At 70.1% G+C, this 12638-nt stretch carries 8 protein-coding genes and 2 pseudogenes; 7 read left to right on the forward strand and 3 right to left on the reverse strand.

What is annotated here, in order from left to right; all coding sequences use genetic code 11:
* Positions 1–630: 630 nt before the first annotated feature.
* Positions 631–1755, reverse strand: coding sequence for a homogentisate 1,2-dioxygenase (locus tag ACWC9R_RS07115; protein WP_450729362.1), 1125 nt, complete (start codon positions 1753–1755; stop codon positions 631–633).
* 353 nt (positions 1756–2108) lie between these two features.
* Between ACWC9R_RS07115 and ACWC9R_RS07120 the strand changes: the two genes are divergently transcribed.
* The 5 genes and pseudogenes from ACWC9R_RS07120 to ACWC9R_RS07140 all read left to right on the forward strand — a co-directional run bounded on the left by ACWC9R_RS07120 (position 2109) and on the right by ACWC9R_RS07140 (position 8201).
* The gene (locus tag ACWC9R_RS07120) at positions 2109–3077 is read left to right on the forward strand and encodes a LysR family transcriptional regulator (protein WP_450729363.1); all 969 of its coding nucleotides are present in this window, start codon (positions 2109–2111) and stop codon (positions 3075–3077) included.
* Between the two features lie 26 nt (positions 3078–3103).
* Positions 3104–3283 (forward strand): annotated as a pseudogene (locus tag ACWC9R_RS07125) (transposase); the annotation flags it as partial.
* A 220-nt stretch (positions 3284–3503) separates the two neighbouring features.
* Positions 3504–3665, forward strand: coding sequence for a hypothetical protein (locus ACWC9R_RS07130; RefSeq protein ID WP_450729487.1), 162 nt, complete (start codon positions 3504–3506; stop codon positions 3663–3665).
* A 1051-nt stretch (positions 3666–4716) separates the two neighbouring features.
* Positions 4717–7218 (forward strand): SdrD B-like domain-containing protein, encoded by a 2502-nt coding sequence (locus tag ACWC9R_RS07135; RefSeq protein WP_450729364.1) that lies wholly within the window; start codon positions 4717–4719, stop codon positions 7216–7218.
* A gap of 287 nt (positions 7219–7505) precedes the next feature.
* Positions 7506–8201, forward strand: a complete 696-nt coding sequence (locus ACWC9R_RS07140; protein ID WP_450729365.1) for a hypothetical protein — start codon at positions 7506–7508, stop codon at positions 8199–8201.
* 7 nt (positions 8202–8208) lie between these two features.
* Here ACWC9R_RS07140 and ACWC9R_RS07145 read toward each other — a convergent pair whose 3' ends face one another.
* On the reverse strand, positions 8209–9420 hold the full coding sequence (locus ACWC9R_RS07145) for a right-handed parallel beta-helix repeat-containing protein (RefSeq protein WP_450729479.1): 1212 nt from the start codon (positions 9418–9420) through the stop codon (positions 8209–8211).
* Between the two features lie 251 nt (positions 9421–9671).
* On the opposite strand from ACWC9R_RS07145, the gene ACWC9R_RS07150 reads away from it, so the two are divergent.
* Both ACWC9R_RS07150 and ACWC9R_RS07155 read left to right on the forward strand, forming a co-directional pair.
* On the forward strand, positions 9672–10823 hold the full coding sequence (locus ACWC9R_RS07150; protein ID WP_450729366.1) for a Dyp-type peroxidase: 1152 nt from the start codon (positions 9672–9674) through the stop codon (positions 10821–10823).
* Between the two features lie 161 nt (positions 10824–10984).
* A pseudogene (locus tag ACWC9R_RS07155) lies at positions 10985–11173 on the forward strand (4-hydroxy-2-oxovalerate aldolase); the annotation flags it as partial.
* An 81-nt stretch (positions 11174–11254) separates the two neighbouring features.
* On the opposite strand, the gene ACWC9R_RS07160 reads toward ACWC9R_RS07155, so the two are convergent.
* Positions 11255–12541, reverse strand: coding sequence for a PucR family transcriptional regulator (locus ACWC9R_RS07160; RefSeq protein ID WP_450729367.1), 1287 nt, complete (start codon positions 12539–12541; stop codon positions 11255–11257).
* Positions 12542–12638 lie beyond the last annotated feature (97 nt).

Here is a 12638-nt window from a genome sequence, read left to right on the forward strand (position 1 = left end):
GCCTCGGCGAGGGAGCCGACGACCGGCCCGGGCAGTGCCGCGCGCCGGGGCCGCAGCACAGGACGGAGGCCCGGGATCGGCCGGGCGGTGTCCCGCCCGGCCGGATCGCCGGCCAAGTCTCCTCGTCTCCCGCAGCCACATCGCCCGGCGGTGATCGGCCAGCGCGGCCACCAGCTCGGTCACTCTGTCCACCGCGCCCCGGCGGCGGCGCGCTCGGCGCTGCTGCCCGCGTGGTGGTCCGTGGGGGAGTGACAGTTGGGCATCGTCATCTGAGTGTCAGTGGAGCTGGCTCAGTGACCTGGCAATTGGCACTGACGGATGGCGCTCACCTGTTGCTGACATGAGCGACGAAAGGCCATGCCCTTCGGACGCCGACCGCTAGTGACTGAGGCCGGCCGTTTGTGCGGGCACCGGTACCGCGGCCAAGTGCGCATCAGGCCGTTGCTCAGCGCGGCGGGATCGTCTAGTCCGTCGAAGTGCTGGATGCCGTCCTCGTACCGTGCACCCATCCCGGAACGGCAAGTGGCCTCCGCTCAGGACACGGCTCACGACGGGTGGTGCGTGCTCCAGAACTCGGTAGTGCCTGCATCCCGCGCCGGGTGGGCGGGATGCAGGCCAGGGCGGCTGGGGTCAGCCGCGGTAGCTCTCGTGGCGGGCGAAGTCGGGTATCTCGACGGCTTCGAAGGCTTCCGTGTAGCGCAGGGGGCGGACGGTGTCGACGTTCCAGACGTAGAACGGCAGCCGGGTGCGCGGGTTGGCGTGGCGGACCTGGTCGGGGCCGTGGTTCATGCCGGCCGGTGTGACACTCGCCAGCCCCGCCGGCGGACCGGCCTGGTCGCCGTCGCCGGTGCCGAGGAAGACGAACAACTCGTCGTAGTCGACGTTGCGATGGGCCGGCTGCGCCTTGTCCGCGTCGTCCGCGGTCTGGGTCGGCCGGGGGGCCATGGTGACGAACCAGTTCTGCCCGGCCTGGAAGGTGGCGTGTGCCACCGGCGGCATTTCGAGGCGTTCGCAGGAGAGCGGGCGGAGGTCTGCCAGGCGCAGCCGGAAGGGGGCCAGGGTGCCGGTCCAGCCTTCCACGTCGGCAGGGTCGAAGGCGTAAAAGATCGACGAGAGTTCGCCCGCGCGCTTGACGAGCACCTCCCACTCGCCGGCCGGGTTCTGCGCGGAGGGGGCGGTGATGCCGGCGTCGAGCCTGGGGACGTCGAGGACGCCGCGGTCGAAGGGCAGGAAGTGCCCCAGCGGCCCCCGCTCGGGGAGCGTGATCGGCTCCCGCGTCTCCACCACGTAGGTGACGTGCTGCTCGGCGCCGGGGTCAGGGACGATCCGGTAGTTGGTGCCCTTGGGGATCACCAGGTACTCCAGCGGCCCGTACGCGAGGGTGCCGTAGTCGGTGACGAGGGCGCCACTGCCCGACTGGACCAGCAACGCGGTGTCGCCGTCGGTGTTGCGGAAGTAGTACGGCATCGGCGCCGTCCGCTTCGACACCGAGACCGTGAGGTCCTCGTTGAACATCAGCGGCGTCGGCAGGGCGCGTTCTTCGTGCTCGTCGGCGGCGGGAACGTCGGTGAGCCGGATGCCCCGTGGCCGGATCGGGCCCTCCACCCGCAGCCAGTCCGTGGTCGGGTGGGCGTGGTAGAGCTGAGAGACATCACCCTCGAACCCCTGACGGCCGTGGTGCTCCTCAAAAGTGCCCTCCGGCACCCGGGCATGGGCCTGGCGGGAGATCCGACCCTGAACGTGCTTCGCGAACATACAGTGACTTCTCCTTGGGCGCCGGCACACGCCAAGCGCCCCATCTGGTGGGTGAGTTAGAGGTAGGCGTGGTGTGGCGGTCGGGCTGGAGACAGGCCCCGCGCTGCCACACCCGTGCCAGGCGCGGCGGCGAGCAGCACGACCACCCACCGCATCTCGCGGGACTGTAGGTAGTCGCGACCCCTGGATCGCCACGTCACCAGCCTTTGATGCAGCGATCAAAGGCCGGACAACTCCTTCGGTTTGCGCCCCTCTGGCGCCTTTCACTCCACGAGTCAACAACCACAGCGTGCCGCCGGTCCAACACCGTTCATCGGACACGTGACAGCCTCAGACTGTTACGGTGAGGACTTGTGGACCTCGACCTGCGCCAGGTGCGCTACGCCGTCACCCTCGCCGACGAACTCCACTTCGGCCGGGCCGCGGACCGGCTCACCATCGCCCAGCAGACCCTCTCCGCCCAGATCAGAACCCTGGAGAAGCGACTCGGCGTCCCGCTGTTCACCCGCGACCGCCGCCACGTCGCCCTCACCCCCGCCGGCGAGACCTTCGCCGAACGCGGCCGACGCCTCCTCGTCGACGCCGAGCGCCTGGTCAACGAGATCACCCACACCTGCTCACCCCTGCGCATCGACGTCGTCGCCGAGGGCCTTCCCTCCACGCTCCTCGTCCATCACCTGCGCACCCAGGCCCCCGACCTGCCGTTCGAGGTGCTCCAGAGCCACGGCATGGCCGCAGCACTGCCCCGCCTCCTCACCGGCGACCTCGACGTCGCCTTCGGCCGCCCCTACGGCCTCGGCGGCCCCCTCGGAGCCGCCCTCGCCACCATGCCCGTGGGCCTGGACCCGATCGGCGTCGTCATCCCCGCCGACCACCCCCTCGCCGACCGGGACGAGGTCCCCCTCGCCGCCCTCGCCGATCACCCGCTCCTGATCCACTCAGCGGACGAGTCCGCCGAGTGGCACGACTGGGCCGACCAAGCCGTCGCTGCCTTCGGCCTGAAGGTGGCGACACGCGTACGCGGTCACGGCCGCACCTCCGCTCTGGCCGCAGTCCAAGCCCTGCGCCACCCGGCCTTCGGCCGCACCTCCGCGCACCTCCCCGACGGCCTCACCGCCCGGCCCCTGACCGACCCCGTCCCGCTCTACCCCTGGCACGCCGTCTGGAACACCACCACCACGCACCCCGCCCTCAACCGCGCCCTGGAACTCATCCACACCTACGCCCGGACCCACCGCTGGCACCGCCCCCCGAGCACCAACTGGTGGCTGCCCAATCCCGATCGCGACACACTGCGGACCAGGCCGTGTATCGAAAATTAAGCTGAGGCTGTGGATGATCACGGTTCATGGGTCGCGGAGATCTCACGGACGAGCAATGGGCGGTACTGGAGCCGCTGTTGCCTGAAGGCGCCAAGACGTGGCGGCCACCGGTCCGGGCTCGGCGGCGGCTGATCGACGGCATACGGTTCCGGGTCCGGACCGGTGTTCCGTGGCGGGACATGCCCGCCGAGTACGGGCCGTGGGGCATGGCCACGGTGACGACGGCATCTAGACTGCTGATGGTGCGACTGGTGGCCAACCTGGTAGCGGAACTGGGCTGCCGCCGGCCCGCCGTCCTCGCCGAGCAGCTCGTGACCCTCGCGGACGGCGCCGCCAGCCGCGCCATGGTGCTGGGCGAGGCCCCGCCGTCACCTCGCTCTCGTCCTGCGCGGCTGCCGCCGCGAGCCGGGCCTGGACGAGCAGATTGTGGACGCCGCGCTCGCCACGTACTGCCGGGACATCAGCGAGCCGAAGACGCTGCGCGGCCGGATGCCCGCCTACCGCCTCTACGGGGACGATGCCGCGCATCCACCCGGTGCGCACCCGCCGCATTTCCCCTTGACCACGGCCCGTGACGCCGTCGGCTGATTCGGGCCCTGGTGCTCTGTCCCATCGGGTTGCTCTGCTGGGCAAAGGCGCATCGCGTCCGCTCCGGTCCACCGGCGGCGCGGGGCGTTTGCGGTGGAGCGCCTGCGCCTGGCCGGGCTACTCAGTCGAAGGTGCTGGCCAGGTAGGCGTTGCGGATTCTGATGAGGTGGGGCATTTACCGGCGTAGGAGGAGTCTGTCGGTGATGCGTCCGACAGGCCCCAGCGGTGAGGCGGAGTTGACAGCGTGACTGCGGGCCGGCCGGCAGGCTTTGTAGTCGTTCAGGGCGCGGCGGGTGATGGGCGCCTATGTCGACTTCCTGACTTACGGCGAGGCAGGACCCAGACCGGGGGTGCGGAATGCCAGGTCACTTCAGGAGAGCCGCACCCAACTCGGTAAGCGGCCAGGAGTGAGCGGACCGCTAGATGAACGGCGGTCTCCATGAATGCAGTCCACCCTTTTGATATCAGCTCCCAGCGACTGGCTTCGCTGAGAACGGGCAATGCCCAACGGGACCGCATCCAGTCACCAAGTCGCTTTCGTACATTCTTCCGGTCGTCATTCTCTGGGCACTTGGGGACTTTCGCGATTCCCGGCGGATGTCAGGCATTCTGCTGGTGACGGCGAGACTCCAGCGGATAGGATGTCGCGCGCTGCTCGCGATGGCGGTCGGTGAGGTGTCGGGGTCGGCGGTGGGGGCGAGGGCGCCGTGATTGAGTTGCGAGAACACGCAATCCAGGTTCGTCCTGCCCGAGGCTCTGAACGCGCGTTCGCTTTTTCTGGCCTGCGACGCTTACAGCGCACCTGCAATATCCTCAAGCGATCACCACAAAGCGGTCCACGCAGCAGCGTGGACCCTCTTTCTTTTCTGTGGCGTTCGCGCCGGAGTCCGCGTCCAGGGCCACGAAGTGGACGTGCAGCGAGAAGCGGGTGCTTCGTATTCCTGACAAGAAAAGAGTGGAGTGTGATGCCATGAACCGAGTCGGCAGAGACTCTCGCCGGTCGGCCCGGAGGCTTGCGGAGCCGCTCGCGCGCATAGGGTTATCCGTTCTCTTGCTGGCCGGCGGCGCCGTGGGAGCGACGGCCGGTCCGGCCGCCGCTTCGACCGCCGACGGCACGCTGACGGTTCAGGTGCTGCGCGACTTCTTCGGCACCGGCGTGATCAACACGACGATGGACGTCCCACAGCGGGGCATGAAGGTGGAGATCTCCGACCCCGCTGGGCACGAGGTCACCGGCGTCACGGATGCCACCGGAAAGGTCGTGGTGTCGCGGTCGGCCGTGTTGAGCGGCGGCCAATACCGCGTCGACGTCAGCATCCCGGCCCCGTACAGCGACTACCTGCGGGCGGCGCCTGCCTCGACGGCGGACAACCACTTCGACAGCTTCACGTCGTTCGTGGACGTGTCGGACGGAAAGAACGCCTCGGTGGTCACGGGGGTGTGGGACCCGGCCGACTACACGCTCCCGGACTCGCGGTACTTCGTACCGGTCCACAACGGCGCCAACGGGACCGACAACCGGGCCTTGGTGGCATTCGGGACGAAGACCCGGGGAACGTGTCCCGCAGATGTGGCGTGCCCGGCCACGCTGGCCACGCAGGACCAGGTGGGCACGACGTTCGCGTTGGCGTACGACACGCACCGGAGCCGGCTGTTCCAGAGCGCGTTCGCCCGCCGGTACGCCCCGTACGGGCCGCAGGGTGGGGGCGCGATCTACACGGTGCCGGTCAACGGCTCGGGTGCGCCGGAGCTGTTCGCGCGGGTGCCGGACGCCGCGGTGACGCGGCACGACACCGCCAACATGATCAAGGACCCCGGGTTCACCGACGCGCCGGGCAAGGAGAGCATCGGTGGCCTGGCCCTGTCGGAGGACGGCTCCACGCTGTACGCGGTGAACCTGCGGACCCGCAGCCTGGTGCGCTTCGACGCGACCGGGGCCACCGCCGCGGCGCCTGAGTCGACGGTCCCGATCCCGGACCCGGGGTGCGCGAGCCCCGACGACTGGCGGCCGTTCGGTCTCCAGGTTCACAACAACACGCTGTACGTCGGCGGCGTGTGCAGCGCGGAGAGCACGCAGCAGCGCGCGGACCTGAAGGCCTTCGTCTCCACCTACGACGGCAAGCGGTTCACCACGGTGCTGAGCCACCCGCTCACGGACAAACGCGGCAGCGTCTTCGGTTCCGGCGACAAGGCCACCCACTGGAACCCGTGGAACACCGGCCTGGACACGTGGGACGACCGGAAGGCGGGTGGCGTCTTCATCGATCCGCAGCCTGAGCTGGCTTCCCTCGCCTTCGCCCGGGACGGCTCGATGATCCTGGGTTTCCGCGACCGGTTCATGGACGTGCTCAGTTGGGGAGGGCTGGACCCCCGCCCGGGGAACGACACGGCGGAAAACGCCATGTCGGGTGGTGACATCACCATGGTCTGCGCCACTCCCACCGGTGAGTACGAGTGGGAAGGCACCGGGAGCTGCCCCAACCACGCCACCCCCGCCAACAATGGCGGCCAGCCCGCCGAGGTCGTCGAATACTTCCCGGGCGACTTCTACGCCAACGCGCACCAGGAGACCGCGCTGGGGTCGGTGGCCTATATCCCGCAGCAGCAGTGGGTCGTCAGCACGGAGTTCGACCCGGTCGTCGATGTCGCGACCTCAGGGACCGGGTACCACGACATCACGACCGGTCAGGGCCCGGGCAACAACCCGAAGGCCAACGGCTTCCAGTTCGTCAGCGGGGTACAAGGCGGGTTCGGCAAGGCCGGCGGGCTCGGTGACATCGCGTACGCGGCGGCGAACGCGCCGATCCAGATCGGCAACGTCGTGTGGTTCGACGGCGACCACAACGGGGTCCAGGACCCGGGGCACGTACTGCTGCCGGGGGCGACGATCAACCTGCTGGACGCGGACGGCAAGCAAGTCGCCACGACCAGGACCAATGCCGCCGGTGAGTACTACTTCGGTGGTGTCGGCGCCGAGTACCAACTCACACCAGGTGCGAAGTACACGGTGCAGTTCGACGTGTGCACCGCGGACACCGGCAAGGTGCCCGGCCGGCCCTCGGCGGACGAGCTGCGGTTCACGCTCCCGCGAGCCGGTGCCAACCGTGCGCACGACTCCAATGTGACGCCGCCGACCACCGGGCGGTTGTGCAACGGCCACGCGCCTGTCACGGCGCCGGACAAGCCGGGCGGCGTCGATCACACGATCGACGCCGGTGTGTACATCCCGAAGGCCACGCCTACTCCGACACCTACTCCGACACCTACTCCGACACCTACTTCGACGCCGACTCCGACGCCCACTGAGACGCCGACTTCGACGTCGACTCCGGCCCCGACTTCGACCTCGACGCCGAGTTCGCCACCGGCCGCCACACCGCCGCCACCCGGGCCGCCTGGCCACCGCCCGGCCCCGGCCGGTGGGGGCAGGGGTTCGATGGCACACACCGGTATGTCCGGACTGCCACAGATGATCGCCCTGGTCGGTCTGCTGGTGGGTGCGGGCCTGGTCATCGTGATCAGGAGCCGGAAGCGCCGCGCCCAGAAACACTGAACGAACCGAACACAGTGATCTGCCTGCCCGCGGTCCGGATGACGCGGGCAGGCAGGTCACGTCCCGGCCGGTCCACGAGGGCCGGCCTTGGCGTCGTCTGTCACTGGGCTGCCGAGTGCCGCCGCGGCCCGCACGGCGGCCGAGCAGTGCGGTGATCGAGAGGGTGGATCAGAAGAGTGTCAGCGTCGAGCCGTGTACAGAGCGGGAGACTCCAGCAAGCTCTACCGGGCCGTGCGGCTGACCGGCGCCGATGGCTGCGGCCACGCCGGGCGGTAGCCGTCATCGGCGTGGCGGCCGTCGCGGTGGCCGCGTTCCTGGTCGCCGACGGCGGCTCCGGTCCCAGCGGTCCGCGCGCACTGACGTCGGATGAGGTGAACCGGCTGGCGATCACGCGGTTCCGTAACTACCAGGCGCATGGCCGCGCGGTGACGATCACCGTGCCGGGGACCGCCGGCGGGCTGATCGTCACCGGGTCCGTCGACTACCAAGGCAAGCGCGGCTACGGCGTGGTGCACGGCACCGGGCGCGACACAGCCGGCGACGGTCTGATCGGGTGGACGGCCACCTCGGTGTCCGTCCACCCGATGGCGAACGCCCCGGCGCACGCACCCGCGTCGCCGCCCCGCTCGGCCTGGTACAGCCGTCCGCTGCTGTCGTCCGGTAGCGCGCTGGACAGTTCGCTGACCATCGCGCTCAGGCTCGGCAGCGACCGGCCGGACAACGCCCAACTGCTGCCGCAGAACGGCGCCGCCTGGTGGGGACGAGACCAGGTGGACGGGCATCAGGTGGACGTCATGACCGGGCCGTCCTCCCCTGACCGCCCCGGTACGGCGGGCAACGTGCGTTACTGGGTCGGCCCGGACGGCACCATGTACCGGGTCCGCGTCAGCGTGGCTTCCGAGTCGCAGCCGGTGCTCATCGATTTCGACACCCAGAAGTACGTTCCGGTCAAACCGGTACCCGGAGCCACCCCGGCCCGGTAGCCGCTGGTCAGGACGTCCGCACCCGAGCGTGCGCGGCGAGCAGGGACGCTGACGGCAGTGGGATGCCTGCCGTCTTCGGCAGGGTCGGAACGGCCGGGACAGTGGTGGCGCCCGTAGTGACGGCGTGGGGGAACTGCGGCTGTGGACCCGGCGCTGCGACCTCGGTGAACGGGATGCCGCCTGGCGCCGTCGGCATCGCCCACTTACCGGCCGGCGAGGGCGACCTGGCCCGCAGCGGACAGGACTCGGTTGTCGCGAGCCGGGCGGGCACTGTGGTGCGCAGAGCGTTGCCTCGCAGGCAGTTGCCCCGCCCCCGTGTGGCGGTGGGGAACGTCCAGCCGACATCGATGCCGTTGCGGGTGAACGTGTTGTCCACGATCTGGTTGCCGACCGGAGGCATGTCGGCGGTTGCGGTGATCACCAGCCCGGCGTTGCCGTTGTCGGCGATGCGGTTGCGGAGGAATTCGTTGTCGCTGCCACCGTCGATCCCGATGCCGGTGCCCCACCCGCCGTCGGCCTGCTCCGGGGTGGCCCTCTGCTGGTTGGCAGCGATCAGATTGCCGGCGATGAGAGCGCCCCGCTGCGGGAGCAGCTTCTCCTGGTGGTCGGAGTCGGTGGTCAGGCCGACCCGGTTGCCGACCAGGCGGTTGCCGACCACGTACATGTCCTCGCTGGCGTTGGTGCCTTCGTAACCGATCGCGTTGAGTTCGGCGATGTTGTCCCGCACCACGATGCGACAGGGCTTGCACTGTCCGACGTAGATCCCCGAGTCGGCCCCGCCCGACGCGTACGAGTGCTCGATGACACCGTTCTGCGCGGAGAACGCGTAGATGCCGTACAGACCGTTGCGGGTCGCCGTCACATGGGAGACCAGGAACGACTTCAGGAAGGTGACAGGCTCATCGCCGGTGTCGTAGCCCCCGGAACGCCCCGGTAGCCCGGCGACCGCTTTCGCCGAACCGGTCACCAGCACCCCGTTCTGCGTGTTGTTCTTCACGGTCAGGTTCTCCACGGCCACCCCGGGCGCGGTGACGACGATGCCGTTCGGTTGCTGCAGCCGTCCGTCGATGACGACCTTGTCCCGGGACTCACCACGAAGAGTGACCCGAGGCGTGGAGACCTTCACCGACTCGTGGTACCCGCCCGGCGCGACCAACACCAGATCGCCGGGGTGAGCGAGAGATACCGCATCCGAGATCGTGGGGGCGTCAGCCGGCACTCTGATCGTCACGTGTGCGCCGGGTGGTCGCCGGCCGTGGTTCGACCCGTCGTCGCCGGGCCCGCAGCTCGCCAGTACGCATGTCAGTGTGCTCAGTAACGCGACCATCACGCGAAGACGGAGACGAGGCATGGCGTCATCCTGGCATGAAGCCGTGCTGCACGAAGGCCGACCAACTCGCCTTCCCCAGAACGGATATGGCATTCGGCGAACTCGCCCTCCGCCGGAACGGATATGGCATTCTGCACGCCGTGAGCCGAGCCGACTCCTCTCCTTCACGCCGCGCGTTCATCGGTGCCACCGGGGCCATGGCCACCACCGGGCTCACCGCTGGGTGCGAATCGCCTGGACCTCAGCCAAGCCGGCGTTCTTCCCCCGCGTCACACACACGGGTGCGGCCGACCGGCCGCCATCAGGCAGGCATCACGCTCCCGCAACCGGCCCAGCCGAACCTCCTGGCGGTGGTGGCCGACCTCGGCGACGGCGTGGCCGTCGGCCCGCTGCTTGGCGAACTCGGCCAGGCCGTTCACACGCTCACCACCGGAACCGATCCGCGACTGCTGGGCCTGCCGCCGGGCGATCTCACCGTGACGATCGGGGTGGGCCCACGGCTGGTGCGCATGGCCGATCCCGCTCTGCCCGGCGCGGCAGACCTCCCCCGGTTCTCCCGCGAGAAGATCGCCCCGCAGGCCCGCGGCGGGGACCTGTTGCTACAGATCTGCGCCGGCGACCCCTTGCTGTTACCAGTCGTCGCCACCGCGCTTCTGGAGCAGGCCGGTCACCGGATACGTGAACGCTGGCGGCAGTCCGGACGTCGCGGCCCGAACATGCCCGTGGACAAAGGCATCTCCGTGCCACGAAACCTGCTCGGTTTCATCGACGGCATCGTGGGCCCGCACACGACGGCCGAACACCAACGTCATCTGTGGCTGGCCGGGCCGGCTCCCGTCGTCGGCGGCACGATCGCCGTAGTGCGTCGCATGGAACTCGACCTGCCACGGTTCGCCGCGCTCTCCGTCGCGGACCAGGAGGCGGTCTTCGGCCGGCGCAGAGCCACCGGTGTGCCCCTCTCCGGCGGGACCGCAGCATGGGACCCGAACCTCGGCGCCAAAACACCGGACGGGCGCTACCTCGTCCCGGCCGACGCCCACGTCCGCCGGGCCAACCCCAACGTGGTCGGCGTTGGTCTCATGCTCCGCCGCTCCTACAGCACCGACGCGCCCACCCCCGGCCTGCTCTTCATCAGCTTCCAGAACGACATCCGCACGTTCACCAACACCCTTGCCCACATGGATGACTCCGACGCACTGCTGCGATTCACCACCACCACCGCCAGCGCGACCTTCCTCATCCTCCCGGGCTTCGACCGGCGGCACCCGCTCGGCGCCAAGACGTTCCCCTGAGCAGGTCGACGACGGCGCTTCCCTCGTGACCTCCACGACCCGCGCACGCTTGCCCTGGCCGCACTGGAAGCGGTGGTGAGCCGGCAGGAGACGGAGGCCGAGGCGACGATAGAAGAGGTGGTGGAGTGCCTTGCCTCGCTGGCCGCGTCGGCGGCGCCCGAGCGGGGCGCCTCCGAGCATCTGGCGGTGGCCCGGTACTCAGCGCCGGTTCGGGGGTGCGGGCGGTGTCCGGCTTCAGCACCACCTACGGCGTCGGCGCCCAGACGGACCGGGAGTGGATCGAGGCCGTTTGCGGCGCGGTGACCCACGCGGTGCCCACCACCCTGCTCCTGCCCGGCATCGGCACCCTGCCCGAACACGAGCGCTCCTGCCGTCGCCCCGGCGCCAGTACGTTTCGACCAGGGCCGGGGCGCCCCGAGCCGGTGGTGTCGTCAGCCGAGCAGGGTGCGGGCGATCTCCAGGGCCAGGCGCAGTTCCAGTGTGCTGCCTGCGGTGGTGGCTGAAGGCAGGAGTTCCTCGGCGCGTCTGACCCGGTAGGTGACGGTGTTGCGGGCCACGTGCAGGGCGCTGGCCGCGGCCCGCAGGCTGCGTTCTTCCGCCAGGTAGACCCGCAGGGTCTCGCGCAGCTCTTGTACCCGGGTGCCGTCGGAGGCCAGGGGGCCGAGGAGGTCGTGCACGAACCAGCGGGCGTGCTCGGGGTCGGCGGTGGCCAGTGCGACCAGGCGTACCTCGTGGTAGTCGGTCAGCCAGTCGCCGGGGGCGAGCCGGGCGACGCGTTCCGCCTCACGTGCTCCGTAGTGACTGCGGCGCATCCCTGCCGTGCCGTGCGCGGGCGGTCCGAGGGCGAGGCGCACTCCGGGAGCGTGGTCGACTCCGGCGCGTACGCAGTCGGGGAGACCGGCGAGGTCGTCGGGAGCGTGCAGCCACAGCCAGGCGATGTCCGCGCCGGCGGGGATCATGAGGGTGTTGCCGGAGCCGGATATGCGGGCCAGCGCGGCCGCCGTGTGCTGGAGCCGCTCCGCTGCGGGCAGCGGGTCCTCGGCGCTGTCGCACCACAGCACGGCGGCCAGGTGCGTACGGGCGACGTCATAGCGCAGCCGCCGGGTCGCGGCTTCCGGATTCACCGGGCGGGCGGCCAGCAGGTCGTCGATCGTCTTGCGGCGGGCGGCTTCGTCGCTGCCGCGCCAGCGGTCGCGTTCGGCGATGTAGGACTCAGCGATCAGGCTGGCATGGGTGTCGGCGTGGGCGAAGAGTTCCTCGGTGATCCGGCGCAGCTCTGTGAGGCGTTCGTCGGCCGGGACGTACTGCTCGACGGCCGAGGTGAGTTCCTGGGTGAGCCTGGCGTGGCCGAGCCGCACCCCGCGCAGGACCCGGTCGAGTGCGACGCCCCGGCGTGCGAACTCGCGGCAGCCCTCCAGGGCTTCGTCGGGCAGTGTTGCGCCCTCGCCGGTGGTCTCGGTGAGCAGCAGTCGCAGGGCCGCCAGGACCGTCGACTCGGTCGAGCGCCGCAGGGTGGCCAGCGGCGCCGGACCGCCGCCGTGCTCGGGAACCTGTTCCAGGATTTCCGCGGCCATGGCGTCGGCGGTCTGAACCGCCCACCGGACGGGGTCGGGGCTGAGGACGGCAGCCATGGCGCTCATGGCTGCCGGGGACAGCGCGGGCTCGTGGTGAGGGCGGTCCTGGTCCGGTTTGAGCTGTCGTATCCACTGCCGTGTCATCAGCGCCTCCCTTCGGTCCATGGTGCCGGGGCTGTAGCCACGCCGCGTCCTGGCCTCATCGCAGGCCCACCCCTGTCGCCGGGCCGCTGCGGCCGTG

This window comes from Streptomyces sp. NPDC001219, from assembly GCF_053597915.1.